Here is a 26,155-nt window from a genome sequence, read left to right on the forward strand (position 1 = left end):
GCGACTGTCCAAGATTACAGGACGCATGGGTGCGCGACCAAACCGGCCGCCGAACGACAGTGGCCCCCGCCACAAGGGCGGGGACCACCTGGTCATTCGTTCGTCGCGTCGGCTGGCGGCGGCCCCGCGGGGCGCCCCGAACTCCGTCTGCGCGGCCTGCGGACAGGCGCCTGGACCGGCACCGGCTCGGCGTAGTCGGCGACCGGGGCCGCGGGCTCCTCCGAACTACTCAGGACGAACACCGCACCTGTGCTGTCCGCGGCAGGGGCCGCGGCCGAACGGGCGACCCGCCTGCGCCGGGTGGGGCGGGCGTGGGTGCCGTTCGCCGAGACGGGCTCGGCGTGCGCTTCCTCCGCGGACTCCGGCACCGGCTCGGGTTCGGTCGGCGTGGTCGCGGCCGACTCGACGGTGGGGGGCACCGCTTCGGGTTCGGTGTCGACTGTCGGTTCCGGCTCGGCCGCTGCCGGTTCGGCTGCCGGAGTCGGTTCGGCCGGTGCCGCCGTGACGGTGGCCTCGGCCGTGGTCGGCTCGGCTGCCGGTGCCGCTGTGGCCGGTTCGACGGTGTCGGGCTCGGTCGAGGCCGTGATGTCCGATTCGGTCGTAGCGACGGCCGACTCGGCGGTGACCGGCTCAGTGGTGGTCACCACCGTCTCCGCCGCGGGGGCCGCGGCCGAACGCGCCACTCGCCGACGCCTGGTCGACCGGGTGCGGGTGCCGTTCTGGGCGGCAGCGGGCTCGGCGGCCGGTTCGGCGGTCGCCTCCTTCGCACCGGCCTCGGCCGCTGCGGCTCCGCTCGCCACCGTCTCCGACGGCTGTGTCTCGGCAGCGGCCTCCGACACCTCGGCCGACTCGGCGTCCTCGGTGTGATGGGCCGCCATGGCCAACGCGACCGGATGCGCGCGCTTGGCCGCGGCCTCTTCCTCGCTCACCTCCGGCACGGTGGACTGCTGCGGCTGCGCGGTGGTGGCCGCGGCGGCCTTGTCGCGGCCGCGACGCCTGCGCGAACCCGACTCGCGGCCGCGGCCGCCACCGTCCTCGGTCGCGGTCGGCTCCACCGGATAGCTGTGCACCAGGATGCCGCGGCCATGGCAGTGCTCGCAGGTGGTGGAGAACGCCTCGACCAGGCCGGTGCCCAGCTTCTTGCGGGTCATCTGCACCAGACCCAGCGAGGTCACCTCCGAGACCTGATGCCTGGTGCGGTCGCGGCCCAGCGCCTCGGTGAGCCGACGCAACACCAGGTCACGGTTGGATTCGAGCACCATGTCGATGAAGTCGACGACGATCATGCCGCCGATATCGCGCAACCGCATCTGCCGCACGATCTCCTCTGCGGCTTCCAGGTTGTTGCGGGTGACCGTCTCTTCGAGGTTGCTGTTGCCGGAGCCGGTGAACTTGCCGGTGTTGACGTCGACGACCGTCATCGCCTCGGTGCGGTCGATGACGAGCGTGCCGCCCGAGGGCAGCCACACCTTGCGATCGAGCGCCTTGGCCAGCTGTTCGTCGATGCGGTAGGTCTCGAAGACATCCATGCCGTTGTTCTCGTGCTTGGCGACCCGCGCCAGCAGATCCGGCGCGACGGTGCGGATATAGGTCTCCACCGTGCTCCAGGACCGCTCACCCTCGATGACGAGCTTGGAGAAGTCCTCGTTGAACAGGTCGCGAATCACCTTGACCAGCAGGTCGGGCTCTTCGTAGAGCGTCTTCGGTGCGCCCGAATCCTGTTCGGCGGCCTTCTCGATGGTGCGCCAGGTGGCCTGCAACCGCTCCACGTCGCGAGCCAGTTCGGCCTCGGCGACGCCCTCGGACGCGGTGCGGATGATCACGCCCGCATCGGCGGGCACGATCTCGCGCAGGATCTCCTTGAGCCGTTTGCGCTCGGTATCGGGCAGTTTGCGGCTGATACCGGTGGAGGTACCGCCGGGCACGTAGACCAGGAAACGTCCGGCGAGGCTGATCTGGGTGGTCAGGCGGGCGCCCTTGTGCCCGACCGGATCCTTGCTGACCTGGACCAGCACCTGATCGCCGGGTTTGAGCGCCTGCTCGATCTTGCGTTCCTTGCCGCCGAGTCCGGCGGCCTCCCAGTTCACCTCACCGGCGTAGAGCACGCCGTTGCGGCCGCGGCCGATATCGACGAAGGCCGCCTCCATGCTCGGCAGCACGTTCTGCACCTTGCCGAGGTAGACGTTGCCCACCATCGACGCCTGGCCGGTGCTGGTGACGAAGTGTTCGACGAGAATGTTGTCCTCGAGCACCGCCACCTGGGTGGCGGTGGGATGGCCGGGGAATTCCTTCTCCCGCACCACCATGACCCGGTCGACCGCCTCGCGGCGGGCCAGGAACTCCGATTCGGTCAGGATCGGCGGACGCCGCCTGCCCGCCTCGCGGCCATCACGCCGACGCTGACGCTTGGCCTCGAGCCGGGTGGACCCGGTGATGCCCTGCACCTCGTCGACGGCGGCGGCGCGGCCCCTGCTCTTGTTGCGGGGTTCACGTTCGTGCACGACGGTGTTGGGCGGATCGTCCTCGGCCGCCTCGTTCTCGCCGCCGGACTCACCGGCGACCTTGCGCCGCCTGCGCCTGCGCCGCCTGCGGCTGGAGCCCTCCGACTCCTCGGCGTCGTCTCCGTCCTCGACGGCCTCGGCCTGTTTGTCGCCGGTGGGCTCGGCCGCCACGGTGTCGGCGCGCCCGGCATCCTCGCCGCCGGATTCGGTGCCGCGCGGTTCGTCCTTGTCGTCTTTGCCGCGCGTCTCGTCCTTGTCCCGAGCGCCGCGTTCGGTCTCCGTATCGTGCTCGTCGTCGCCGTCGGCGTGCTGTTCACCGCGGCCACGGCCACGGCCACGGCGGCCACGGCGCCTGCGCCGGGGCTGATCATCGGATTCGGCCTGCTCGGCGGTGTCCTGCTCGTCGGCGACCTCGTCTTCGGTCTCCTCCGCCGGGGCGGTCTCGTCCTCGGTGCGTGTCGTATCGCGCTCAGTGCGGCGCTTCTTACGCAGTTCGCCGGCGGCGGTGGCATCCGGGGACAGGAACAGCGGCGCGGCGACGACCGCGGATTCGAAGACGACCGGCTCCACGGCCGGGGGCGTCTCCTGAATGGGGCTGGCGAACAGTCCGCCGGGCGGGCTGAACGAGGGCGCGGTGGAGAACAGATCGGCGGCCGGAGCCTCGGGCGCGGCCTCCTCGGCGGCGACCACCTGCACGGCCTCGACCGTGGCGGTGGGCTCGACCGACGCGGGGACGGATGGCTCGGCGCCGGTTTGCTGGGTGGTGTCCGCGACGGGCGGCGGTTCGGTCGCGGCGGCGGCCGACTCGGACTCGGGCGCGGCGAGCGCGTCCCGAACCGACTCGGCGACCGCGCGATCCACGTTCGACTGGGGGCTGCGCGCATCCGAGCCCAGCTCACCCAGTTTGGCCAGGATCCGCTTGCTCGTTACTCCCAGACGTTTGGCCAACGCATGAACTCGGATTCGCTCCGGCAATTGATCGGCATCCTGTGATGTTGTGTCCAGCGGCTCTTGATCGGCCACGAAGTCTCCTCGGGCCCCCGGGCGCGTTCCTCCCGGCAGGGAGTGACGCGGCCGACGCGGGGGCGCTGTCGGTACACCTCGCGCGGTTGGCACGAGGTCGATGGTCTCGCCCCGCGTGCCCGGTTATCTCCATATCGATCGTCGTTCGGGCTAACTGGACACGCGGCGCCTGGCTGTATGGCTGAACTCCGTGGCGTGAGCGTTCATCCAGCGTGCCGACGCGAACGAGTTACCGCGCCGCGGCAGCGATGATCGGCATCGAACCTCGGGGTGTCATCCGGTTACGACCGTTATTCGGTTGCAACCAGTTGCCAGTATCCCACACCGTGCGCCGAGGGTTCGCCATCGGCGCAACAGCGTGACGTCTGAAGCGACGGAAATGGAGTCGGATCAGGCCGGGAAGTCGGGGAACCAGAGTGCGATCTCCCGCTTGGCCGACTCCGGCGAGTCGGACCCGTGCACCAGATTCTCCTGGGTCTCCAGGGCGAAATCACCCCGGATGCTGCCGGTGGCGGCCTTCTCGACCGGATCGGTGCCACCGGCGATCTGCCGGAACGCCGCGATCGCGCGCGGACCCTCGAGGACGGCCGCGACCACCGGGCCGGAGGTGATGAATTCGATCAGCGAGCCGTAGAACGGTTTGCCCGCATGCTCGGCGTAGTGTTCGCCCGCCACTTCGTCGGACACCTGCTTCAGCTCCAGCGCGGCGATCTTCAGGCCCTTGCGCTCGATCCGGTTCAGCACCTCACCGACGAGGCCACGGGCCACACCGTCCGGCTTGATGAGAATCAACGTCTGCTCAGTCACGGCGACAGCGTAGCGGGCTCCTGCCCCGGTCACCCAACCAGCGGTCACACCGGATACGCCCAGGACCGATCACTCCGGGTCAGCTCCACGAAGCCGCACTGGGCCAGCAGCTCCAGCTCGGGGTCTCCCGGCTCGCTGTAGGTGAGCAGCCGGTCCACCCCGCCGAGCCGCAACCAGTCGGCAACCTGTCCGTACAGCCAGCGCAGTACCTCTGGGGCTCCGGCTGCCCGGCAGACGTCGGCCCAACCGCCCGGCCTCGATATCCGCTCCGGCTGGGCGAGGTTGGTGTCGATCTCCAGATGGCCGACATCCTCGCCGTTGCGGCGGGCGATGAACCGGGTGCCGAGTTCACCCATCACACGACGCACCGAGAGGTCGTCGCTACGCGGGCGTGGAATCTGGTCGACCTCGGCGAGCAGGAGCAGTTCGATGCTCGACTCGTCGGTCTGCGCCCAGCCGGTCCGTTCCAGGATCGCGCGCAGGTGCGGCCACTGCTCGGACAGACCGTAGGCGGCGAAGGTGGGCAGATTGCCGCTGAAGTACCGCGACTCGACCCGCCAGCGCGCGAACTGGGCGAGGCAGGCCGCCATCAGCGCGTCGGTCGCGGCGTCGATTGTGCGGAGGGTGCCGTCGGCGCCGAGGGTCTGCCTGTTCCAGGCGAGCAACCATTCGACCGTCCCGGCGTTGCGATGGCTGTCGGTGACGTGCGCGGCCGAGTCGTACCGCAGCAGATGTGCGGCGGCGACGAGCTCGCGGTCCTGTTCGGCGACGAGGGTGACCCGTTCGATCACCCACGGATCGATGATGACCTCTTCTGGTCGTCGCTCCAGGCTGCTCAACATGGTGTTGACCGAGATGGACACCCCGGGGACGACGGCGGCGATATGTGTGTTGGCCAGCCGGGTCAGCTGATCACGGTCGTCGCGCCGGAAGGGACGGATGACGAAGGAAGACATGGCGAATCTCCATGACGCTCAAAGGATGCATCGGGATCCGCCAGGGGGACGGTACGGCGCCACTGTAGCAATGGCGCCGCCGTCCTCGCCACCGGCTTTGCGGGTATCAGTCGCGACGCTGGATGCGTTGACTCGGCAGGACGCCGAGGTCCATGCGTCGCTGGACGTCGTTGCGCAGGATGAGGATGAAGGCCCAGACGATGGCGAACAGGATGCCGATGACGCCGATGGAGATGTGGATGAACGCACCGGCGATCACCAGCACTTGGAGGCCGAGGTTGAACGGGAGCGCCCAGGGTTTGCGTTGCAGGCCCGCCCCGAGGACCATCACCACCGCCAGTGTCACCAGGTAGGTGCCCGACAGCCAGCTCACGCCGCCACCGACGTCGGCGACCACCGGCAGCGCGAGCAGTACGACGATCGCCTCGAGGACCAGCGTGCCCGCCATCACCCCACGTAAGCCCTTCCACGGGTCGGGCGGAGCGGGGGTCGCCGCGGTGGATGCCGGTTCGGCCGTGGTCTCCGGATCGTCGTCCGGGCGCGGATCGGATTCGCTCATGGTCTGCCTCCTCGGCACCGACTACCGGTCACGCCGGGTCCATTGCGGCCGGCTCGGGCACCGCCGATGGCGACACACGCCGCCACCTCCGGGCGCCGACCGATCACGCTGCGCCCACCGCGGCCCGCTCGGGCGCCCTCCGTGGTGATGCACGCTGCCGCTCCCCTGCGCTGACCGATCACGCCGGGTCCTTACCGAACAGCGCGCGTGCCGCACCGGCCGTCACCACCGAGCCGGTCACCACCACACCGGCGCCGGACACCATATCGCCGCTGTCGGCGACGTCCTCGGCGATCGCGATCGCGGTTTCCAGGGCATCGGGCAGGGTGAACGCGGGCACGACACGTTCGTCACCGAAGCGCTGCACCGCCAGATCGGTGAGGGTGTCCACGTCGAGCGCGCGCGGTGAGCCGTTGGTGGTGACCACGATCTCGTCGAACACCGGTTCCAGCGCCTCGAGGATGCCCGCGGCGTCCTTGTCACCGAGTACCGCGACCACGCCGACCAGCTTGCGGAAGTCGAACTCACCGCTCAACGTCGCCGCCAGCGCCTTCGCCCCGGCCGGATTGTGCGCGGCGTCGATGAAGATGGTCGGCGCGCTGCGCATCCGTTCCAGCCTGCCCGGGCTGGTGACGCTCGCGAATCCCGCGCGCACGGCATCGATGTCGAGCTGTCGTTGCGCACCCGCACCGAAGAACGCCTCTACCGCCGCCAACGCCAGCACGGCGTTGCGGGCCTGATGTTCACCGTGCAGTGGCAGGAAGATCTCGTCGTACACCCCGCCGAGGCCCTGGAGTTCCAGTTGCTGACCGCCGACGGCGATCTTGCGCGCGAGGACCCGGAACTCCGCGCCCTCGCGCGCCACGGCCGCGTCCACCTCGACGGCGCGGCGCAACAGCACATCCATCGCCTCGGGGTCCTGTTCGGCGATGACGGCCACGTTGTCGCGCGGGACCACGCTCTCCGGCGCGCGCTTGATGATCCCGGCTTTCTCCCGCGCGATGGCGGTGAGATCGGGGCCGAGGTAGTCGGTGTGGTCGAGCCCGATCGGGGTGATCACCGCGACCTGACCGTCGACGACATTGGTCGCGTCCCAGGTGCCGCCCATCCCGGTCTCCACCACCGCGACATCGACCGGCGCCTCCGCGAACGCGGCGTAGGCCATTCCGGTGAGCACCTCGAATTTGCTCATCGCCGGGCCGCCCGCCGCGGCGGACTGTGCGTCGATCATCTCGATATAGGGCGCCAGCTCGCGGTAGACCTCGACGTAGCGGCCCGGTGTGATGGGCGCGTTGTCGATGCTGATCCGCTCGGTGGCCAATTGCAGATGCGGGCTGGTGATGCGGCCCGTGCGCCGGTGCAATGCGGTGAGCAGCGCGTCGATCATGCGGGTCACCGAGGTCTTGCCGTTGGTGCCCGCGATATGGATTGCCGGATAGCTCAGCTGCGGCGACCCGAGCAGATCCATCAGGGTGGAGATGCGGGTGAGCGACGGTTCGATCTTGGTTTCCGGCCAGCGCCGGTCGAGTTCGGCCTCGACCAGCGCCATCTCCGCCAGATCCACCGGCGACGGCCCGGAGCCGAGCGGGGCCCCGGTACCGTGCTGTGGCTCCGGTTCGGCGTTGCCCGCCTCGTGCGGGTAGTCCGCGCCGTCGGCCTCGCCGGGCCCGCTCACTTGCCGCTCAGCTCGGCGAGCCGGACGCCGATGCGCTCCACCTCGGCGGCGGCGACATCGCGGCGGGTCCTGATCTTGTCGACCACCTGCTCGGGCGCCTTGGCCAGGAAGGCCTCGTTGCCGAGTTTGGCGGTGGTCGCCGCGAGTTCCTTCTCGGCGGCCGCGCGATCCTTTTCCAGCCTGCGCCGTTCGGCGTCCAGGTCGACCGCACCCGAGGTGTCGAGTTCCACGGTGACGGTGGCGTCGCTGAGCCGGACCTCGACCGAGGCGGTGGCGGCGAAATCGTCGCCGGGCGCGGTGAGCCGGGCCAGATCGGCGATGGAGCGTTCGAGTGCGTCGAGCCCGGCGGCGTCGAGGCCGATCACCTTGGCGGCCACCTTCTGCTTATCGGCGAGGCCCTGATCGCTGCGGAACCGGCGGATCTCGGTGATCAACCGCTGGGTATCGGAGATGCGCTGTGCCGCACCCTGATCCGTTGCGTGCCCGGAAGCCTGCGGCCACTCGGTGACCACGATCGATTCCCCGTCGGTGAGCGCGCGCCACAGCGATTCGGTGACGAACGGGATCACCGGATGCAGCAGCCGCAGCACCGAATCCAGCACCGAGCCGAGCACCGTGCGGGTGGATTCCGCGCGGGCGTCGTCGGCGGCGAACTGCACCTTGGTGAGTTCGAGGTACCAGTCGCACAGTTCGTCCCAGGCGAAATGGTAGAGGGCCTCGCAGGCCTTGCCGAATTCGTAGGTATCGAAGGCCGCGTCGACCTCGGCGCGCACCACGTCGAGGCGGTCGAGGATCCACCGGTCGGCGTCGGTGAGGGTGGCGCGCTCGGGCAGCTCGCCGGGGCGGGCGCCGTTCATCAAGGCGAATTTGGTGGCATTGAACAGCTTGGTGACGAAGCTGCGCGAGGCCAGCGCATGGGATTCGCCGACCGACAGATCACCGCCGGGCTGCGCGCCGCGGGCAAGGGTGAACCGCAGCGCGTCGGCACCGTAGGCGTTGATCCATTCGAGTGGGTCGATGCCGTTGCCGCGCGACTTGGACATCTTCTTGCCGTGCTCATCACGGATCAGGCCGTGCAGGAAAACATCCTTGAACGGGATCTGCCGCACACCGTCCTTACCCGCGGTCAGCACCGGGTCCTCGGCGACGTAGGTGCCGAACATCATCATCCGCGCCACCCAGAAGAACAGGATGTCGTAGCCGGTGACCAGAACGCTTGTAGGATAGAACTTCTCGAGTTCGGCGCTGTTGTCCGGCCAGCCCATGGTGGAGAACGGCCACAGCCCGGAGGAGAACCAGGTGTCGAGCACGTCGGGGTCCTGCACCCAGCCCTCGGGCGCGGTCTCGTCGGGGCCGACGCAGATGATCTCGCCTTCGGGGCCGTACCAGATCGGGATGCGGTGGCCCCACCACAGCTGCCGGGAGATGCACCAGTCGTGCATATCGTCGACCCAGTCGAACCAGCGCGGTTCCTGGCTGGCGGGGTGGATGACGGTATCGCCGCCGCGCACCGCGTCGCCAGCGGCCTTGGCCAGCGATTCCACCTTGACCCACCACTGCATCGACAGTCGCGGTTCGATCGGCTCACCACTGCGCTCGGAATGCCCGACGCTGTGCTGATAGGGCCGCTTCTCGGCGACGACGCGGCCTTCCTCGGCGAGGCGTTCACGCACCTTCACCCTGGCCTCGAACCGGTCCATACCGTCGAATTCGGTTCCGGTGCCGGTGATCCGGCCACGCTCGTCCATGATGGTCGGCATCGGCAGGTTGTGCCGCAGACCCATCTCGAAGTCGTTGGGGTCGTGCGCGGGGGTGATCTTGACCGCACCGGAACCGAACTCGGGGTCGACGTAGTCGTCGGCGATCACCGGAATCCGGCGGCCGGTGATCGGATGCTCGAGGGTGGTGCCGATCAGCGCCCGGTAGCGCGGATCCTCGGGGTGGACCGCGACAGCGGTGTCACCGAGCATCGTCTCCACCCGGGTGGTGGCGACGATCACATGCGGTTCGTCGTCCCGTAGCGAGCCATAGCGCAGCGACACCAGCTCACCGTCGACGTCTTCGTATTTGACCTCGATATCGGAGATGGCGGTGCGCAGTTCCGGCGACCAGTTGACCAGGCGTTCGGCCCGGTAGATGAGCCCGGCGTCGAACAGGCGCTTGAACATGGTCTGCACCGCGCGCGAGAGACCCTCGTCCATGGTGAAGCGGTCGCGGCTCCAGTCGACGCTGTCGCCGAGCGCGCGCATCTGCCATTGGATGGCGCCACCGGATTCACGCTTCCAGTCCCACACCTTCTGGATGAACAGCTCGCGGCCGAAGTCTTCTTTGGTCTTGCCGTCGACGGCGAGCTGCTTTTCCACCACGTTCTGGGTGGCGATTCCCGCGTGGTCCATACCGGGCAGCCACAGCACCTCGTAGCCCTGCATGCGTTTGCGGCGGGCGAGCAGGTCCATCAGGGTGTGGTCGAGGGCGTGGCCCATGTGCAGGTTGCCGGTGACGTTCGGCGGCGGCAGCACGATCGAGTATCCGGGCTTGCTGCTGGCCGGGTCGGCCGTGAAGTAACCGGCCGCTACCCAGCGCTCGTACATCTCGGCCTCCACCTCGCCGGGATTCCAGCTCTTGGGGAGGGCATCGGCACGATTACGCGTGTGGTCTGGGGCTGCGCTGGTCACCCCGCGATTCTAGTGGTCGGCGCGGACCGTCTCGCGCAGGGTCGACGACGCCGGATCGGCGGGCGCGCCGATATGCGGCGGAAAGAACAGCGGCGGAGTCTTCGGTGGATGAGGGACACCGAAGACTCCGCCTACACCTGACAGACTACCGCCGTTCACAGTGGCGATCGTGGATCCATAGGCAATTCTCAGCTTCGGTTTTCGCCCGTATTGGTCACACACAGTTGCCGAATCGGACATTACTGACAACTCTGGAAGAGTGAACCCCCGGCTCGAATCGCCCACTCTGCTTCCCGGTGAATCCCGTGCGCCCGCATCGGTTTCCGTGCTGCTACCCCATACGGTCCATGATCTACGCGGTCGCGCCGTCGACGAACTGCGGTATCCGGCGACGGCGGTGCTGGTATTCGCCGGTGTGCCGGGTGCGGGCAAGAGTACGGCGTTGCGGAGGTTGTTCGGATCGACGGCCGAAGCCGAATGGCCGCCCGCCGGTCCGCAGGGTTCGGTGGTGCTCGATTCGCAGCATTCCCGCAACTCCTGGCGGCACCGGCTCGGCAGGCTGCCGTACCCGCTGTGGCGGCCGGTGGTGCATATCGCGCATTACAGCCGGATCCGGAACGCGCTGCGCGACAACGCCGGTCCGGTGGTCGTGCACGATTGCGCCACCTTCGGCTGGGCGCGACGGATGCTGGCCCGCTGGGCGGCCGCACGCGGCCGGGAACTACATCTGATCCTGATCGATGTGCCCGCCACCATCGCGCGCGCGGGTCAGTACTCGCGTGGACGACGGGTCAACGGCTTCTTCTTCCGGCTGCATTGCGTGCGCTGGCAGCGGCTGCTGCGGCAGGTGGGCACGGAACCGATCACCGATCCCGCACCGGCCTCTATCGTCATCGCCGACCGCGACACGGTGGACGGGCTGAGCCGGGTCGGCTTCGCGGCCTGAACTCTTACGCCGCACTCTCCCGGCGCAAGCCGTGGTTCTACTCCGGCACGAGTATCGACAGCGCACCGGGAACCGCGCGCAGCGTGATCGGCAGCGTGCCCACCGGCTCCCCGTCGGCGGTCGCGGGCGCTTCAGGCGCGGTCAGCGCTATCCGCTGAGCCCGATAGTGCGATACCGCCGGATGGTCGATCCGCTTACCGGAGGCGAGTGCGGGCAGCAACCGCAGCATCTGCCATCGCGACACCGCGCGCACCACAGTGACATCGAGCAATCCGTCGTCGACCACCGCATCCGGGCAGACCAGCATGCCGCCGCCGTAGGTGCGGGTATTGCCGACCGCCACCAGCATCGCGTCGGTCTCGACCACCGTGTCCGGGGAGGCCGACCCGTCCGACAGTTCGATCCGGTACGGGGTCGCGGTCCGGCTCGCGAGTTCGGCGAGCGCGGCGGCGGTGTAGCGCAGTGGACCCTTCGGCCAGCTCATCCGGTTGGCGCGCAAGGTGACTCGCGCGTCGAATCCGGTACCGGTGACGGTGGCGAACCACATCGGCGCGTCTTCGCCCCGATCGATCAGCCCGAGGTCGATGGTGCGTGCCATCCCGCCGAGCACCACATCGGCGGCGGCGACCGGATCATCGTTCGGGATGCCGAATTCACGGGCCAGATCGTTGCCGGTGCCGCCGGGGATCAGGCCGATCGGGGTGCCGGTCGTGGCGAGGGCTTCGAGCATCACCGACACCAGACCGTCACCGCCCGCGCAGACCACCGCATCCGGATGCGGGCCTGCCCCGGCGACCTCCGCGCGCACCAGCCGCACCGATTCCGCCGCCGACGGCGCCCGGATCTCGGTGACCTCGACGCCGCATTCGCTCAGCCGGGCGATGGCGGCGCCCGCGACGTCATGCCCCTTACCCATCCCGGACAGCGCGTTGGTCACCACGGTGACCTTGCGTATCTCGCGCCGCGACTGCGATGTCATGGGACCAGCTTGCCCGGATTGAGGATCCCGGCGGGGTCGATCTCACGTTTCACCGCGCGCAGCACCCGCACACCCAGCTCACCGATCTCGTCCGGGATCCACGGGCGGTGATCCGCGCCGACGGCGTGATGGTGGGTGATGGTGCCGCCCGCCGCCACGATGGCATCGCCCGCGGCGCGTTTGGCGGCCTGCCATTGGGCGAGTGGATCATCGAGCTGCTTGGCGATGACGGTGAAGTACAGCGAGGCGCCGGTCGGATAGGTGTGCGAGATATGGCACATGACCAGCCCCGGAGCACCCTGTCCGGTGAGCGCCTCGGTGAGGGCCGCGGTGACCTTCGCCTTGAGGTGCGCCAGATTCGACCAGGTGGTCGCGGTTTCCAGGGTCTCGCACAGCACGCCCGCGTCCAGCAGCGCGTCGCGCAGATACGGTGCGGAGAACCGGCCGCTCTCCCATTCGCGCGCGGGCAGCTCGCCCAGTACCGTGCCACCCGCCGCCGACAGCAATGCACCGGCCTCGAGCCCGCGGGCCGCGACATGCATCTCGGTGCCCTCGAAGGTGGTGATGGCCAGGCAGCCGCTCACCGATTCGCCGCCGATATCGGCGGTGCGCGCCAGATTGACGCCGGTCTCCATCTCATCGGAGAGCCGCAGCACGGTCGGGGCGGCGCCCGCCTGCACGACCGTGCGCAGCGCGGCCGCGCCGGTTTCGAAGTCCGGGAACGACCAGGCCTGGTAGGCAATGGTTTCCGGGGCCGGATGCACCCGCACGGTCACCTCGGTGATGATGCCGAGCGTGCCTTCGGAGCCGACGAACAGTTCGCGCAGATCGGGCCCCGCCGCCGAGGCGGGCGCGCGGCCCAGATCCAGGGAGCCGCTGGGCGTCGCGATCTTCAGCCGCTGCACCATATCGTCGAAGCGGCCGTAACCGGCCGAGGCCTGGCCGGACGAACGAGTGGCCGCGAAACCACCGAGGGTGGCGAATTCGAAGCTCTGTGGGAAATGACCGAGCGAGAGCCCGTGCGCCTCGAGCAGTTCCTCGGCGCGTGGACCGGTGACACCGGCGCCGAAGGTCGCGGTTCCGCTCACCGGATCGACCTCCGACAGCGCGTTCAACCTGCGCAGATCGAGTGTGATCACCGCATCGAAATCGCCGCGGATCGGATCGAGGCCGCCGACCACGCTGGTACCGCCGCCGAAGGGGACCACCGCGATGCCCGCCTGCGCGCAGTAGGACAGCACGGCGACGACCTCGGCGTGATCGCCGGGGAACACCACCGCATCGGGCGCGTCCTGTGCGCCGTCGGCGCGGCGGCGCAGTAGATCGGGGGTGCTCTTACCGCCCGCGTGTAGCAGCCGGTCGTGATGGTCGGCCGACACATTGTCGGCGCCTACCACCGCCGCCAGCCCGTCGCGCGCGGCCGGTGTCAGGGCGGAATCGCGCAGCGGCACCTCGGCCTCGGCGCGGCGCGGCACCGGTTCGCCGGATACCCCGAATACCTGTTTCAGCAGGCCCCGGATCTGCGCCGACAACGGTTTGTGTCCGGTGGGAGCGCCCCAGGCATCCCACACCATCGTCGTCGGGAGTGCCGATTCGTCCTGATTCGTCAGGGGGTCCGGATCGGCGCCGGTAGGCTGCTGAGTATCGACCATGCGTTACAGTTTGACATAGACTGTCAAGAAGTAACCGATGAACACGCAAGATCGCGTGCGATCGCACGCCCGACCCCGGTGGTGAACCCATGACCGTCTCCGATGCGCCCGACGCCGGACCTTCGGCGATCGACCTCGCGATCCTCGATGCCGCACGCGCCTGCGTAGCGGAGTTCGGGGTGCGACGCACCACGCTCACCGAGGTCGCGCGCCGGGCCGGGGTGAGCAGGCCCACCGTCTACCGGCGCTGGCCCGATACCGGTGCGCTGGTGGCCGAACTGCTGGTACGTGAACTGAGCGATATCCTCGCCACCGCCATCCCGGCCGACGGTGTGGTGCGACGGCGCCTGGTCGACGGCATCGTCGCGGGGTCCGCGGCCGTGCGCGCGAACCCGTTGTTCCGCAAGATCTTCCGCGCCGACACCGATCTGATGCTCACCTACGTCTTCGGTCGCCTCGGCCGCAATCAGCGCCATCTGATCGAACTGTTCGCCACCGCGATCCGGGAGGGCAGGGCCGACGGATCGGTGCGCGACGGTGATCCCGAACAGATGGCGACCATGCTGCTGCTCATCGCGCAATCGGTGGTGCAATCGGCCGAAACAGTGTCCGGACTGCTCGACGGTGCTGCCCTGGATGCCGAACTCGCCCGCGCCGTCGACGGCTATCTGATTCCGCGGCCCGGCACCTCCGACACCATGCCGCCGACGCGCGGGGACTCACATCGGGATGGCACCCGCGAATGAACCAATCGTCGACGCACAGTCGACCGACCCCACCAAGCCACCATGTCCGACCGACGACAAGGACTGTGATGACACAGAATTCGGTACGCACCGGCGATTCCGCGCTCAACGGACAACGGCGACAGCGGGAACTGGCTGAACTCGGCGATACCCCGGGGATCGATGTCCTGGTGATCGGCGGCGGTGTGACCGGCACCGGCGTCGCCCTCGATGCCGCGGCCCGCGGACTGCGCACGGTACTGGTCGAACGCCATGATCTGGCCTTCGGCACCAGCCGGTGGAGTTCCAAACTGGTGCACGGTGGGCTGCGGTATCTGGCGGGCGGGCACGTCGGCATCGCCCATGAGAGCGCGGTGGAGCGCGGCATCCTGATCCGCACCACGGCGCCGCATCTGGTGCGACCGCTGCCGCAGCTGGTGCCGCTGCTGCCCGAGCTGGGCCGGGCGCAGAGTGCGCTGGTCCGGGCAGGATTCCTGGCCGGAGACATGCTGCGACGCGGGGCGGGCACACCGGCGGGTCTGCTGCCGCGTTCGCGGCGAGTGGCCGCCGCGGAGGCGCTGCGATTGGCGCCGACGGTGCGTCGGGACGGGTTGCGCGGTGGTTTGACGGCCTGGGATGGACAACTCGTCGATGACGCCCGGCTGGTCGTCGCGCTCGCGCGCACCGCCGCCGCGATGGGGGCGTCGGTGCTGACGCGGGTCGAGGTCACCACGGCCACCGGCGAGTCCGCGACCCTGCGCGACACCCGCACCGGCGAGACCCTGACCGTGCGCGCCCGCGCAGTACTCAACGCGACCGGGGTATGGGCCGATCAGGTCGACCCGAGTATCGAACTGCGGCCAAGCCGCGGCACCCACCTGGTCTTCGACGCCGCGGCCTTCGGCGGGCTCAGCGCCTCGCTGACCGTGCCGGTGCCCGGCAGCACCAGCCGATTCGTGTTCGCCTTCCCCGCCGCACACGGCCGGGTGTATCTCGGTCTGACCGACGAGGACGCCCCCGGCCCGGTCCCCGATGAACCGCGGCCCACCGACTCCGAGATCGATTTCCTGCTCGACACCATCAACCCCGCACTGCGGGAACCGCTGACCCGCGCCGATATTCGCGGCAGCTACGCCGGTCTGCGTCCACTGTTGAAGACCGGCACCGACAGCACCGCCGACATCTCCCGTGAGCATGCGGTCCTGCACTCCCCCGACGGTCTGATCACCATTGTCGGCGGCAAACTCACCACCTACCGCACAATGGCCGAGGACACCGTCGACGCCGCCGTCACCCACGCCGGACTCACGGCGGGCCCGTGCCGCACCAAGCGGCTGCCGCTGATCGGCGCGGTATCCGGCGCGGCTCGCGACAAGATCGCCGCGCCACCGGTACTGGTCGAACGCTACGGCTCGGAAGCGTCCGCCGTGCTCGCCCAGGCCGACAACGACCCGGCACTGCTCGAACCGGTCGCGCCCGGAATCGATGTCATCCGCGCCGAATTCGCGTGGGCGATATCCCATGAAGGCGCCCTCGACACCGCCGACCTCCTCGACCGCCGCACCCGCATCGGACTGGTCGCCGCCGACCGGGCGGCGGCACTGCCCACGGCGGAGGAGGCACTCGCAGTCGAGCGAACCGACTAGCGGTCGGGCGATCATCCGATCGGGACTACGATCTCCCCACGGGAACCGGGGAGGGATTCGATGGCCGCTACGGCCTGGGACTTGCTGGTCGACTTGGGTGTTCGGAGCGATTCGATCCACGCGTTCGTCACACGCCATTCGCTATTGCGCGATGATGTTCGCTTCATCGACGCACATTTCTGGACGCGATGGCAGCGAACACTGTTGATCGAATACATGGAGGAAGACTCGGGCTGGCAAGAAGCAATCGACGAGCTGGAAATGCTGCTGCGCAAGAAGGCGTAGCGCTGGCCCTCGAGTCGGGGCTCCCTGAGACCGCGCGGCACCCAGGTGCTCAGTGCGCGGTCCATCCGGCGACCTGGGCGCGCATGCTCGCACGCGGCCACCGGTCCAGTCCGTGCGCGGCTTCGGCGGCGCGAATAGCGCGTAGCCCTGGGGTTTCCTCGTCGGCGGACAGGTAGCGGAAGCCCATGGACTCGTAGTACGGGCCGTTCCAGCCGACCTCGGTGAAGGTGGTCAGGGTCAGGGCGGGCAGGCCGTGTTCGCTCGCCCAGCGGGCGGCGTGGTCGATCAGGCGCCTGCCGATCCGTCGGCCTGCGTACGCCGGGTGCACCGAGACCTGCTCGATATGCGCGCTGCCATCGATGACGGCCACGATCACGTAGGCGACCGGCGTTCCCGCATCGTCGGCCCACACCCAGGCGCGGTCGGCGTCGACGAACTCGCGCAGGGTGTCGATGCTCGGCGGTTCGTCATCTGCGACCGAGGTCATGCCGATCCCGGCGAACGGGGCACCAGCCGCGCGTTCGATGTCTTGGAGCAGTGGGAGGTCGGCCAGGGCAGCAGCGCGGATCACGCCTCCAACGGTAGTCGGCCCCTGATATCGCCAGCGTCATACGTGGCTCGGCCCCGATATCGCGGGGTTCATCCGTGGCGGAGCCTCAGTGCACGTGCCAGGTCCGCGGAGATGGACGTGCCAGATTTGGCGGAGACCGCGGCCTTCGCCGCTGAGTTCTCGTCCCCACCTGCACCGATGGCGTCGGGGTCGGGCCAGTACGACAGACATCGCCACCCTGGCGGAGTTCATCCCCCGGTCAGCCCCGCGCGCGGCCTCTATGCTGGACCCGGTGGTGCGCCAGGAAGGAGGCGCGAGTGCGCGGCAGATCATCCACAGTCGGCGTCGCGCCGGGCGATGGCCTGGTGGCGCGATTCGACGACGTCATCGTCTATATCGGCGGCGAAACCGCCTCCACCGAGCGGATTCTCGGTGCGGTGGAGGCCGTGGCGGCGACCGAATATCCCGGTGCGGCCATCGCCAAGCGGCTGGCCGCGGTGGTGTTCGGCGCAGGCTCCGAACTCACCCCCTTCGGCGTGCTCGCACCCACCGACGACGGCACGCTCGTGCTGTTGCGCGGCTCCGTGGCCGCCATGATCGACGGCGCGGAGGGCGCTCGACGTCTGACCGGTTCGCGCGCGTTCACCTGGGTCGACGAGATCGTGCGCGTGCCCATCCGCTCCATCACCATCGGCCCGGACACCGCGACCGAGATCACCGAACACCCGCGCACCGATCTGCGGTCCGGCGTGGTTCCCGGCGGCGGGTTCGTGCTACGCGCCGGCGTTCGCCGCAGTGGACGGAAACCCGCGGCGCGCGCCGCCGCAGCCGCCGCGACACCGGGCGAACCGCCCGCCACCGCGCCCGCCGGATTCGCCGCCGCCGACGCCGAACCCGACGACCATCCCTCGACTCGTGCGGCCGCACCGGTCGATCACAAGCCGTCGGCGGCTGCGCGGCATCGCGCAGGTCCCAAGCCCGAGGGCACCCAGGCGATGTCGCTCGCCTGGTCGCAGGCGCCCGCCACGCTGCGGCCCGATCCGCCGGAACCGGTCGCCCTGCACAAGCCGGGGCCACCGGATACGGTCCGTCGCCGCCCACGCCTCGCCGTCGGCGCGACGCCGAACGCCAAGACCCCCGGCGTACTGATCGCCGAAGACGGCGCCACCTACCCGCTGGACCGCCCCTATGTCATCGGCCGCGGCCCCTCCGCCGACGAATCGGTGCGCCGCGCCACCGCCGCCCCGATCGTGCTGCAACGCGACCGGCACATCTCGCGGGTGCACGCCTACGTGTCGCTGGACCGCGGCAAGGTCTACGTGCGCGATGCGGGCACCGCGTCCGGCACCTTCCTCGCCACCCCCGACTCCCCCGAATGGACACGCGTCGGCCGATCGCCGACCGAACTCCCGCCGGGTGGCCGCATCAGAATCAGCGAACGCGTGCTGACCTACAGCGGCGGGAGCGCCGATTCCACTGCGGAGGGCGCCGACACCGGCAGGTGACCTCGCATCCCCGCACCTCCGGGGCGGTCCCGAGCCTCGGGTATTCGCGTAGACGCGGCGAGCTGGTCACACGTACGCGGTGGCCGAAGGCCGAAAGATCGGTCTCGCACCTGATCGAGAGATGGTCACGCGCACGCGGTGGCCGGACCCGCACCCATCGAGCGATGGTCCCGCACACTTACGGCCCAGCCCTCGCTGCTGTCCGCACGCACCCGACGCATATGGCCGCCCGTCTGCGCCCCCGGCAAGACCGGCAGGGGGCACAATGGGCCCCATGCACCGCAAAGGGCCGACCGAGGACATCGTTGAGTCCGCACTCTCGGTGACACCGCCGAAGCAGCAGGCGGCAGGCGTCACCGCGGTGGCGGTCGCGCTGAAGCGGGCCGTCGAGGACATGGGCGTGGTGCGCACGGCCCGCACGCTGGTGCGGCTCAACCAGGTCGACGGCTTCGACTGTCCCGGTTGCGCATGGCCCGAACCCACCGGCCACCGCAGGCCAGCGGAGTTCTGCGAGAACGGCGCCAAGGCGGTCGGTGAAGAGGCCACGACACGAACCGTCACCCCCGAGTTCTTCGCCACGCATTCGATCACGGAGCTGGCGGACAAGTCCGGATACTGGCTCGGCCGACAGGGCAGGCTCACCCATCCGATGGTGCTGCGTCCCGGCGCCGACCACTACACCCCCATCACCTGGGACGACGCCTACCAGCTGATCACCGACCAGCTGCACGCCCTCGACAGCCCCGACGAAGCGGTGTTCTACACCTCCGGCCGCACCGCCAACGAAACAGCGTTCCTCTACCAGCTGCTCGTCCGCAGCTTCGGCACCAACAATCTGCCCGATTGCAGCAATATGTGCCACGAATCCTCCGGCACGGCCCTCACCGGTTCGATCGGCATCGGCAAGGGCTCGGTGACCATCGACGATTTCGCGGCAGCCGATCTGATCATCGTCGCTGGCCAGAACCCTGGCACCAACCATCCACGCATGCTCAGCGCCCTCGCCGACGCCAAGGCGGCGGGCGCGCGCATCATCGCAGTGAATCCGCTGCCCGAAACCGGTCTGATCGGATTCCGCGATCCGCAGACGGTGCGCGGTCTCACCACCGGCGTGCCCATCGCCGACGATTTCCTGCAAATCCGGCTCGGCGGCGATATGGCGCTGTTCCAGGGCCTGGGCAAACTGCTGTTCGACGCCGAGGATCGGGCGCCGGGCACCGTGGTCGACCGCGCCTTCGTCGATGCGCACACCACGGGCTTCGCCGAGTACGAGAAGCAGGTACGCGCCGTCGACCTCGGCGTCGTCGAACAGGCGACCGGGCTCACCCGGCGGCAACTCGACCACACCGCGCGGCTGTTCGCCGGATCCGAACGGATCATCGTCTGCTGGGCGATGGGGCTCACTCAGCAGACCCACGGTGTCGCCACCATCGAGGAGGCCACCAACCTGCTGCTCATGCGCGGCATGATCGGTAAGCCCGGTGCGGGTGTGTGCCCGGTGCGCGGGCACTCCAACGTCCAGGGTGATCGCACCATGGGCATCTGGGAGAAGATGCCCGAATCGTTCCTTGCGGCACTGGATCGGGAATTCGGCATCACCAGCCCCCGTGCGCACGGCTTCGACACGGTGAACGCGATTCGCGCCATGCGTGATGGTAAGGCGCGGGTGTTCTTCGGCATGGGCGGCAATTTCGTTGCCGCCACACCCGATACGGAGGTGACCGAGGCCGCGTTGCGCGCATGCGATCTCACCGTTCAGGTGTCCACGAAACTCAATCGCAGCCATATCGTGCACGGCGCCACCGCTCTGATTCTGCCCACCCTGGGCCGCACCGATCTCGATCTGCGCGATGGGGTGAGACAGCAGGTGTCGGTGGAGGATTCGATGTCGATGGTGCATCTATCGACCGGGCGGCTACACCCGGTGAGCGATCAGTTGCGCAGTGAGGTCGCCATCGTCTGCGAGCTCGCGCAATATCTGTTCGGCCCGGACCATCCGGTGCCATGGGCCGACTACCAGTGCGACTACGACCTCATCCGCGACGCCATCGCGCGGGTCGTCCCCGGCTGCGCGGACTACAACCGAAAGGTCCGCCAGCGCAATGGTTTCGTACTCCCGCATCCACCACGCGACGCGCGCGAATTCCGCACCGCCACCGGACGCGCCAACTTCGCCGTCAACGAGTTGACCTGGCTGCCGGTGCCACCCGGCCGCCTGATCCTCCAGACGCTGCGCAGCCACGACCAGTACAACACCACCATCTACGGACTGGAGGACCGCTACCGCGGCGTACACGGCGGCCGCAAGGTGGTGCTGGTCAATGCCGACGATATCGCCGAACTCGGCTTCGTCGACGGCGAACTCGTCGATCTGGTGTCGGAGTGGAGTGATGGTGTGGCGCGGCGCGTCGAGGGGTTCCGGCTCATCGGCTACTCGACTCCGCGCGGCAATGCCGCCGCCTACTATCCGGAGACGAATCCGCTCATCCCGCTCGATCATGTGGCGGCCAGATCGAACACTCCGGCGGCGAAGGCGGTCACCATCCGGCTCGAGCGGGCCCGCGCATGAGCCGGGTGACCGCCAGGCGGCGGATGCAACGGATCTCGCCGAACGGTTCGGTGCAACGACCCGACACCCTCGCGGTGGAGGAGCCGCTGGAGATCCGGGTGGACGGTGCGCCGCTCACGGTCACCATGCGCACACCGGGCAGCGATATCGACCTTGTACACGGATTCTTGTTCGCCGAAGGGGTGATCGGCTCGGCCGAGGACATCCTGGCCGCCCGCTATTGTGCGGGCACCGACGACGAGGGGCGCAACACCTACAACGTTCTGGACGTCACCCTGCGCACACCCGCTCCCATCCACACCAGGAATTTCCTGACCACCAGCGCCTGCGGGCTCTGCGGTAAATCCGCACTGGAGGAGGTACGCACCCGTACTCGCTTCCCGCTGACCGCACCCGCCCCGATGGTCGATGTGGAGGTGCTGGCCGCCATGCCGGATACGCTGCGCTCACGGCAATCGGTCTTCGACGCCACCGGCGGCCTGCACGCGGCGGGCCTGTTCGCCCCGGACGGCACGGTGCTGGCGGTCCGCGAGGACATCGGCCGGCACAATGCCGTGGACAAGGTGGTGGGCTGGGCGGTGCGCGAGAATCGGATCCCGGCCGGTGACCTGGTCCTGGTGGTGAGCGGTCGCGCGTCCTTCGAACTGGTCCAGAAGGCCGTGATGGCGGGTATCCCGCTGTTGGCCGCGGTCTCGGCCCCCAGCTCGCTGGCCGTGGATCTCGCCGCCGAATCCGGTCTCACGTTGGCGGGCTTCGTCCGCGGCGAGACCATGAACATCTACACCCACCCCGATCGGATCGTCACCGATCCCACGGCGAACTCCCGGCCCGCCTGACGAGACTCGATATGCGGTGGGCCCGGGTGTTCGACCGCACCGACCTGAGCGTCCGTCGCGGATGATTCGTCGCGCGGACGCTCAGCGCCGGATTCTCAGTCGGCGAGGGCCTCGAGCAGGGCGGCGCGCTGACGGGCGCCGAGACCACCGATACGGCGGTCCTCGGGGATCTCCGCCTGGTCGAGCAGCTTCGCCGCCTTGACCGGGCCGACGCCGGGAAGCGCCTTGATGACCGCCGCGACCTTCGTCTTCTTGACCAGGTCGTCGGAGTCGGCCTTCTTCAGCAGATCCGCTACCGAGACCTTGCCCTCCTTCACCTTGCCGATCAGTTCGGAGCGCGCCTTGCGGACCGCAGCCGCTTTGGCCAACGCCTCGGTGCGCTGTTCCGCGGTCATGGTAGGCAGTGCCATGTCTCCTCCGCTTTCACTCGTCACTCGAACATCTGGTTGACCGGACCGATTCAACATCACCGTACCGACAAGGTACGCCCGACACACCGGGGAAGAACCCGGTGGATAACGCGATGATTTTCCGCGCCGCGGCCCGTCGGAACCCATAACGAGCCCGATTCGACCGGGCGATACGGACAAGGAGTGCACCGATGGAGCTGTCACTGACCCTGTTTCTCACCCTCGACGGTGTCTACCAGGCACCCGGTGGACCCGACGAGGATCCCGAGGGCGGCTTCGCCCATGGCGGCTGGTTGGCACCGTTCGTCGACGACGAATTCGGAGCCTTCATCGATACCATCTTCGACCGGGCCGACGCCTTCCTGCTCGGCAGGCGCACCTACGACATCTTCGCCGGATACTGGCCCGAGGTCACCGACACCGATGACGTGGTGCCGGTGAAACTCAACGCCCTGCCCAAATTCGTCGCGAGCACTCATCTCGAGCGAGCCGACTGGTCGAACACCGAGATTCTGCGCGGCGATCTGATCACCGAGGTGACCGCGCTCAAACAGCACCCCGGACGCGAAGTCCAGCTGCACGGCAGCGGCGCGCTCGGGCGCATCCTGCTGGCCGCCGGGTTGGTGGACACCCTGTATCTGGTCACCGCCCCCATCGTGCTCGGCCAGGGCAAGCGACTGTTCACCGATGGCTTGCGCCCCACCGGATTCCGGCTCACCGACTCCCGCGCGAGCTCGGCCGGTCTGGTCATGTCCACCTACCGCATGGCGGGCGAACCCGAGTACGGATTGATCGGTGAGTGATCCACGTAACAGTGGAGCCGCGTGGACCGACACATCAGCAGAAGCATCCGTACGGACAAAGGTTCAACGGCGAACCTGCGAGATCAACGGCGATCTGGCGACACCGGCACCGGCCGGAACCCACCGGCCGTCACCGAGTCCCAGCGGAGGCGACAACTACATGGTCGGTCCGTTCCCACCGCGACGGCGGTCCCGGACTGATATCGTGCCGAATTAGAACACGTTTCAATTCGGCAGGAGTTCCCCATGGCACGGCAGATCCGCGATGTGGTCGAGCAGTACGTCAAGCTGGTCGGCAGTGGTCCCACCGACGATATCGTCGCGCTCTACGCACCGGACGCGATCGTCGAGGACCCGATCGGCACCCCTCCGAAACAGGGCCACGACGCGATTCGCGAGTTCTACGACATCCTGGCGAACCTGGAGCGCGAAACCTCGATCCACGCCGATTCGGTCCGCATCGTCGGCAATCACGCGGCATTCATGTTCACTCTCGTCACGATCGCGGGCGGCCAGCGCATGACGCTGCATCCGATCGACGTGATGGAGTTCGACGACGAGGGCCGGATCACCCATATGCGCGCGTACTGGGGCCAGGACGATCTGAGCATGGAGCCCGTCTGAGGCCGAAGCCGGTCCCCGCTGTTGAGGCCGAGAGCCTCAGCGCGCTCACACGACGAGGCAGGCGTACCCGATGTGCATGCCGACACCGACGTCGACCTGGACCCAGGGCGCGAGATTCGCCCCGGTCGTCGGTTGCACCGCCTGCAAGGTGTGCCGACCCCGCGTGGTCGGTGTCCAGGTGACCAGCGCGACCCCGTCCGTCGCCGCAACGGTGGCGAACGGCACGCCGTTGTCGTAGAACGTCACCGGTGTCAGACCTTCGGTCAACCGCGCGCGCACCGTGTACTGGCAGGTGGTGCCGTAGTTGGTGATCGGCCCGAACGAGAAGTCCGGCATGACGCTGACCTGGGTGACGGTGGCTGCCGCCGTGGGCGCGCTGACCACCACCGCCGATGCCGCCGCCGCGGCGAGTGCGGCCGTTGCGGCCAGAGTGCGGGCTCGGAAACGCATCGACATCGGTCGCTCCTCGTTGTGCGACACCAGCAGGTGCACCGACCCTACAACGATCGCCGCCGTCGAGAGGCCATCATCGCCAACTCCGCCCCGAAACGATGAACGGCCCGTCCACAGCGTGGACGGGCCGTTCAGGTGCAGAACTCAGGCCGACTTCTCGCGGCGCTCGGCGCGTTCGCGCTTGCGCGGAACGATGGTGGGGAGCACGTTGTCGTTGACGGTGTCGGCGTCGACGACGACCTTGGCGACGTCGTCGCGGCTGGGGATGTCGAACATCACCTGTTGGAGGACTTCCTCCAGAATGGCGCGCAGACCGCGGGCGCCGGTGCCGCGCAGGATCGCCTGGTCGGCCACGGCCTCGAGTGCGTCGCGGGTGAACTCGAGGTCGACGCCATCCATCTCGAAGAGCCGGATGTACTGCTTGACCAGCGCATTCTTCGGTTCGGAGAGGATCTTGACCAGCGAATCCTTGTCCAGGTTCGTCACCGACGCCACGACCGGGAGACGGCCGATGAACTCCGGGATCAGACCGAACTTGATCAGATCCTCCGGCATCACCTCGGCGAAGTGGTCGGTGGTGTCGATCTCGGCCTTGGACCGGACCTCGGCGCCGAAGCCGATGCCGCGGTGGCCGGTGCGGTCGGAGATGATCTTCTCCAGACCGGCGAACGCGCCCGCCACGATGAACAGCACATTGGTGGTGTCGATCTGGATGAATTCCTGGTGCGGATGCTTGCGCCCACCCTGCGGCGGCACGCTGGCCTGGGTGCCCTCCAGGATCTTCAACAGCGCCTGCTGCACACCCTCGCCGGAGACGTCACGGGTGATCGACGGGTTCTCGCTCTTGCGGGCGATCTTGTCGACCTCGTCGATGTAGATGATGCCTGTCTCGGCGCGCTTGACGTCGTAGTCCGCGGCCTGGATCAGCTTCAGCAGGATGTTCTCGACGTCCTCGCCGACATAACCCGCCTCGGTGAGCGCGGTGGCGTCGGCGATGGCGAACGGGACGTTGAGCATCTTGGCCAGGGTCTGCGCCAGGTAGGTCTTACCGCAGCCGGTGGGGCCGAGCATCAGAATGTTCGACTTGGCCAGTTCGACGCTCTCACCGCGGCTGTCGCGGCCCTTGTCACCGGCTTGGATGCGCTTGTAGTGGTTGTAGACGGCGACGGCGAGCGTGCGCTTGGCCGTGTCCTGCCCGATCACGTAGTTCTCCAGGAAATCCCGGATCTCGGCGGGTTTGGGCAACTCATCGAGTTTGACCTCGCTGGACTCGGCCAGCTCCTCTTCGATGATCTCGTTGCACAGGTCGATGCACTCGTCGCAGATGTACACCCCGGGTCCCGCAATGAGCTTCTTGACCTGCTTCTGACTCTTTCCGCAGAACGAGCACTTCAGCAGATCGCCGCCATCACCGATGCGCGCCATCTCGTGGGTCCTACTTCCTTGTTCGCGTGCAACCGTCCATCCAGTTGCCAGCTCTCCGCCACCGGTGGAGGGTGTCGTTGAATCAGTCGACCGTATCCGGGTGGTGGTGCACTGCTGTCAACCGGGAGCAAAGGTCCCTAGGACGACCGTACCCGGTGTGCGCGATACAGGTCGACAACTCGCGCATGTTTCTCGCCGGGGTTGTGCGGCTTCTCACCATGATTCACTTGATTCGCCCGGTCGCCGACCTGTCCGCGCCACACGCAACAGATCAGCAACCGCGCGTGTCGCCGAGACCCTGCCGCACGACTCAGCCGTACGGCGTTTCGGCTGGACCATACCCATAACAGTTTCGGCTGGACCACACCCATGACATCCGACGGTCACACCTAAATTTTCGAGCGAAGCGAGACCGAACCTCACAGTTCGCGGCCCGTCTCGCGGGTCCCCGACCCCGGCGCCACCCGGACGCACACAGCCGCCGCGGGGCCGCGCGACACCACGGGGGCCCGCACACCCGGCGCCGCCCGCGCCGCCAACAAAAAGAGCCC

The 26,155-nt window shown here is 68.5% G+C and carries 22 protein-coding genes; 9 read left to right on the forward strand and 13 right to left on the reverse strand.

The window, feature by feature from the left end; translation table 11 throughout:
- Positions 1 to 92 precede the first annotated feature (92 nt).
- The 7 genes from QH168_RS21500 to QH168_RS21530 form a co-directional block, all read right to left on the reverse strand.
- The gene (locus tag QH168_RS21500) at positions 93 to 3,524 is read right to left on the reverse strand and encodes a translation initiation factor IF-2 N-terminal domain-containing protein (protein WP_280236560.1); all 3,432 of its coding nucleotides are present in this window, start codon (positions 3,522 to 3,524) and stop codon (positions 93 to 95) included.
- A 390-nt stretch (positions 3,525 to 3,914) separates the two neighbouring features.
- A complete protein-coding gene (ndk, locus tag QH168_RS21505; protein WP_280236561.1) occupies positions 3,915 to 4,331 on the reverse strand; it encodes a nucleoside-diphosphate kinase in 417 nt (138 codons plus the stop codon).
- Between the two features lie 44 nt (positions 4,332 to 4,375).
- Positions 4,376 to 5,287, reverse strand: coding sequence for a hypothetical protein (locus tag QH168_RS21510; protein ID WP_280236562.1), 912 nt, complete (start codon positions 5,285 to 5,287; stop codon positions 4,376 to 4,378).
- 106 nt (positions 5,288 to 5,393) lie between these two features.
- Positions 5,394 to 5,846, reverse strand: a complete 453-nt coding sequence (locus tag QH168_RS21515) for a DUF4233 domain-containing protein (RefSeq protein ID WP_280236563.1) — start codon at positions 5,844 to 5,846, stop codon at positions 5,394 to 5,396.
- Between the two features lie 178 nt (positions 5,847 to 6,024).
- Positions 6,025 to 7,410, reverse strand: a complete 1,386-nt coding sequence (gene folC / locus QH168_RS21520) for a bifunctional tetrahydrofolate synthase/dihydrofolate synthase (protein ID WP_432421152.1) — start codon at positions 7,408 to 7,410, stop codon at positions 6,025 to 6,027.
- 107 nt (positions 7,411 to 7,517) lie between these two features.
- Positions 7,518 to 10,196: a valine--tRNA ligase gene (locus tag QH168_RS21525; RefSeq protein WP_280236564.1), complete on the reverse strand. Its 2,679-nt coding sequence runs from the start codon at positions 10,194 to 10,196 to the stop codon at positions 7,518 to 7,520.
- Positions 10,197 to 10,205: 9 nt separating this feature from the next.
- Positions 10,206 to 10,355 carry a hypothetical protein gene (locus QH168_RS21530; RefSeq protein WP_280236565.1) on the reverse strand — a complete coding sequence of 50 codons (150 nt, stop codon included), beginning with the start codon at positions 10,353 to 10,355 and terminating at the stop codon, positions 10,206 to 10,208.
- A 100-nt stretch (positions 10,356 to 10,455) separates the two neighbouring features.
- On the opposite strand from QH168_RS21530, the gene QH168_RS21535 reads away from it, so the two are divergent.
- Positions 10,456 to 11,142, forward strand: a complete 687-nt coding sequence (locus QH168_RS21535) for an AAA family ATPase (RefSeq protein ID WP_280236566.1) — start codon at positions 10,456 to 10,458, stop codon at positions 11,140 to 11,142.
- Between the two features lie 37 nt (positions 11,143 to 11,179).
- On the opposite strand, the gene QH168_RS21540 is transcribed toward QH168_RS21535, so the two are convergent.
- Both QH168_RS21540 and QH168_RS21545 read right to left on the reverse strand, forming a co-directional pair.
- Positions 11,180 to 12,121 (reverse strand): diacylglycerol kinase, encoded by a 942-nt coding sequence (locus QH168_RS21540; RefSeq protein WP_280236567.1) that lies wholly within the window; start codon positions 12,119 to 12,121, stop codon positions 11,180 to 11,182.
- Positions 12,118 to 13,695: an FAD-binding oxidoreductase gene (locus QH168_RS21545; RefSeq protein WP_432421153.1), complete on the reverse strand. Its 1,578-nt coding sequence runs from the start codon at positions 13,693 to 13,695 to the stop codon at positions 12,118 to 12,120. The genes QH168_RS21540 and QH168_RS21545 overlap by 4 nt, the downstream gene beginning before the upstream one ends.
- Before the next feature lie 167 nt (positions 13,696 to 13,862).
- Here QH168_RS21545 and QH168_RS21550 point away from each other — a divergent pair, with 167 nt between their 5' ends.
- The 3 genes from QH168_RS21550 to QH168_RS21560 all read left to right on the forward strand — a co-directional run bounded on the left by QH168_RS21550 (position 13,863) and on the right by QH168_RS21560 (position 16,429).
- A complete protein-coding gene (locus QH168_RS21550) occupies positions 13,863 to 14,519 on the forward strand; it encodes a TetR/AcrR family transcriptional regulator (protein ID WP_280236569.1) in 657 nt (218 codons plus the stop codon).
- 68 nt (positions 14,520 to 14,587) lie between these two features.
- The gene (locus tag QH168_RS21555) at positions 14,588 to 16,144 is read left to right on the forward strand and encodes a glycerol-3-phosphate dehydrogenase/oxidase (protein ID WP_280236570.1); all 1,557 of its coding nucleotides are present in this window, start codon (positions 14,588 to 14,590) and stop codon (positions 16,142 to 16,144) included.
- Between the two features lie 60 nt (positions 16,145 to 16,204).
- Complete coding sequence (locus QH168_RS21560) at positions 16,205 to 16,429, forward strand: DUF2789 family protein (RefSeq protein ID WP_280236571.1); 225 nt, start codon at positions 16,205 to 16,207, stop codon at positions 16,427 to 16,429.
- 49 nt (positions 16,430 to 16,478) lie between these two features.
- On the opposite strand, the gene QH168_RS21565 is transcribed toward QH168_RS21560, so the two are convergent.
- A complete protein-coding gene (locus tag QH168_RS21565) occupies positions 16,479 to 17,000 on the reverse strand; it encodes a GNAT family N-acetyltransferase (protein WP_280236572.1) in 522 nt (173 codons plus the stop codon).
- Between the two features lie 296 nt (positions 17,001 to 17,296).
- Here QH168_RS21565 and QH168_RS21570 point away from each other — a divergent pair, with 296 nt between their 5' ends.
- The 3 genes from QH168_RS21570 to fdhD all read left to right on the forward strand — a co-directional run bounded on the left by QH168_RS21570 (position 17,297) and on the right by fdhD (position 21,889).
- Complete coding sequence (locus QH168_RS21570) at positions 17,297 to 18,484, forward strand: FHA domain-containing protein (RefSeq protein WP_280236573.1); 1,188 nt, start codon at positions 17,297 to 17,299, stop codon at positions 18,482 to 18,484.
- A 274-nt stretch (positions 18,485 to 18,758) separates the two neighbouring features.
- Positions 18,759 to 21,053 (forward strand): FdhF/YdeP family oxidoreductase, encoded by a 2,295-nt coding sequence (locus tag QH168_RS21575; RefSeq protein ID WP_280236574.1) that lies wholly within the window; start codon positions 18,759 to 18,761, stop codon positions 21,051 to 21,053.
- Positions 21,050 to 21,889 (forward strand): formate dehydrogenase accessory sulfurtransferase FdhD, encoded by an 840-nt coding sequence (gene fdhD / locus QH168_RS21580; protein ID WP_280236575.1) that lies wholly within the window; start codon positions 21,050 to 21,052, stop codon positions 21,887 to 21,889. Before QH168_RS21575 ends, fdhD begins: the two co-directional genes overlap by 4 nt.
- A 95-nt stretch (positions 21,890 to 21,984) precedes the next feature.
- Here fdhD and mihF read toward each other — a convergent pair whose 3' ends face one another.
- Positions 21,985 to 22,299: an integration host factor, actinobacterial type gene (mihF, locus tag QH168_RS21585; protein WP_280236576.1), complete on the reverse strand. Its 315-nt coding sequence runs from the start codon at positions 22,297 to 22,299 to the stop codon at positions 21,985 to 21,987.
- Positions 22,300 to 22,490: 191 nt separating this feature from the next.
- On the opposite strand from mihF, the gene QH168_RS21590 reads away from it, so the two are divergent.
- Both QH168_RS21590 and QH168_RS21595 read left to right on the forward strand, forming a co-directional pair.
- A complete protein-coding gene (locus QH168_RS21590; RefSeq protein ID WP_280236577.1) occupies positions 22,491 to 23,102 on the forward strand; it encodes a dihydrofolate reductase family protein in 612 nt (203 codons plus the stop codon).
- A gap of 246 nt (positions 23,103 to 23,348) precedes the next feature.
- Positions 23,349 to 23,726, forward strand: coding sequence for a nuclear transport factor 2 family protein (locus QH168_RS21595; RefSeq protein WP_280236578.1), 378 nt, complete (start codon positions 23,349 to 23,351; stop codon positions 23,724 to 23,726).
- A gap of 45 nt (positions 23,727 to 23,771) precedes the next feature.
- Here the strand turns inward: QH168_RS21595 and QH168_RS21600 are convergent, their stop codons facing one another.
- On the reverse strand, positions 23,772 to 24,182 hold the full coding sequence (locus QH168_RS21600) for a hypothetical protein (RefSeq protein WP_280236579.1): 411 nt from the start codon (positions 24,180 to 24,182) through the stop codon (positions 23,772 to 23,774).
- A gap of 141 nt (positions 24,183 to 24,323) precedes the next feature.
- On the reverse strand, positions 24,324 to 25,604 hold the full coding sequence (gene clpX, locus QH168_RS21605) for an ATP-dependent Clp protease ATP-binding subunit ClpX (RefSeq protein ID WP_163824496.1): 1,281 nt from the start codon (positions 25,602 to 25,604) through the stop codon (positions 24,324 to 24,326).
- Positions 25,605 to 26,155 lie beyond the last annotated feature (551 nt).

This window comes from Nocardia cyriacigeorgica (assembly GCF_029868385.1).
Lineage (GTDB): Bacteria > Actinomycetota > Actinomycetes > Mycobacteriales > Mycobacteriaceae > Nocardia > Nocardia cyriacigeorgica_F.

Excerpts from the sequence above, each read along its gene's own strand:
- QH168_RS21510 (WP_280236562.1), bottom strand. The coding sequence starts at position 5,287 with ATGTCTTCCTTCGTCATCCGTCCCTTCCGGCGCGACGACCGTGATCAG.
- QH168_RS21515 (WP_280236563.1), bottom strand. The coding sequence starts at position 5,846 with ATGAGCGAATCCGATCCGCGCCCGGACGACGATCCGGAGACCACGGCC.
- QH168_RS21540 (WP_280236567.1), bottom strand. The coding sequence starts at position 12,121 with ATGACATCGCAGTCGCGGCGCGAGATACGCAAGGTCACCGTGGTGACC.
- QH168_RS21545 (WP_432421153.1), bottom strand. The coding sequence starts at position 13,695 with ATGGTGTGGGATGCCTGGGGCGCTCCCACCGGACACAAACCGTTGTCG.
- QH168_RS21550 (WP_280236569.1), top strand. The coding sequence starts at position 13,863 with ATGACCGTCTCCGATGCGCCCGACGCCGGACCTTCGGCGATCGACCTC.
- QH168_RS21555 (WP_280236570.1), top strand. The coding sequence starts at position 14,588 with ATGACACAGAATTCGGTACGCACCGGCGATTCCGCGCTCAACGGACAA.
- QH168_RS21560 (WP_280236571.1), top strand. The coding sequence starts at position 16,205 with ATGGCCGCTACGGCCTGGGACTTGCTGGTCGACTTGGGTGTTCGGAGC.
- QH168_RS21575 (WP_280236574.1), top strand. The coding sequence starts at position 18,759 with ATGCACCGCAAAGGGCCGACCGAGGACATCGTTGAGTCCGCACTCTCG.
- fdhD (WP_280236575.1), top strand. The coding sequence starts at position 21,050 with ATGAGCCGGGTGACCGCCAGGCGGCGGATGCAACGGATCTCGCCGAAC.
- mihF (WP_280236576.1), bottom strand. The coding sequence starts at position 22,299 with ATGGCACTGCCTACCATGACCGCGGAACAGCGCACCGAGGCGTTGGCC.
- QH168_RS21590 (WP_280236577.1), top strand. The coding sequence starts at position 22,491 with ATGGAGCTGTCACTGACCCTGTTTCTCACCCTCGACGGTGTCTACCAG.
- QH168_RS21595 (WP_280236578.1), top strand. The coding sequence starts at position 23,349 with ATGGCACGGCAGATCCGCGATGTGGTCGAGCAGTACGTCAAGCTGGTC.
- QH168_RS21600 (WP_280236579.1), bottom strand. The coding sequence starts at position 24,182 with ATGTCGATGCGTTTCCGAGCCCGCACTCTGGCCGCAACGGCCGCACTC.
- clpX (WP_163824496.1), bottom strand. The coding sequence starts at position 25,604 with ATGGCGCGCATCGGTGATGGCGGCGATCTGCTGAAGTGCTCGTTCTGC.